The organism is Streptobacillus ratti, from assembly GCF_001891165.1.
Taxonomy (GTDB): Bacteria; Fusobacteriota; Fusobacteriia; order Fusobacteriales; family Leptotrichiaceae; genus Streptobacillus; species Streptobacillus ratti.
This window is the reverse complement of the sequence record NZ_LKKW01000100.1, coordinates 1-328: the sequence shown is the minus strand read 5'-3', so window position 1 is coordinate 328 and position 328 is coordinate 1. Positions and strand designations below refer to the sequence as shown.

Annotated in this window: 1 pseudogene; it reads left to right on the top strand. The window is 39.3% G+C overall.

From position 1 onward, the window contains the following. A pseudogene (locus BT993_RS06960) lies at window positions 1-328 on the top strand (colicin); the annotation flags it as partial.

Here is a 328-nt window from a genome sequence, read left to right as displayed (position 1 = left end):
AGCCAGGGAGGGCAACAGGTAAAGGAAAACCTGTCAATAATAAGTGGTTAAATAATGCAGGTAAAGACTTAGGTTCTCCTGTTCCAGATCGTATAGCTAATAAACTACGTGATAAGGAGTTTAAGAGTTTCGATGATTTTCGTAAGAAATTCTGGGAAGAAGTGTCAAAAGATCCTGAGTTAAGTAAACAATTTAGTAGGAACAATAATGATCGAATGAAGGTTGGAAAAGCGCCCAAGACTAGAACCCAGGATGTTTCAGGGAAGAGAACTTCATTCGAGCTTCATCATGAGAAGCCGATCAGCCAAAATGGTGGTGTCTATGATAT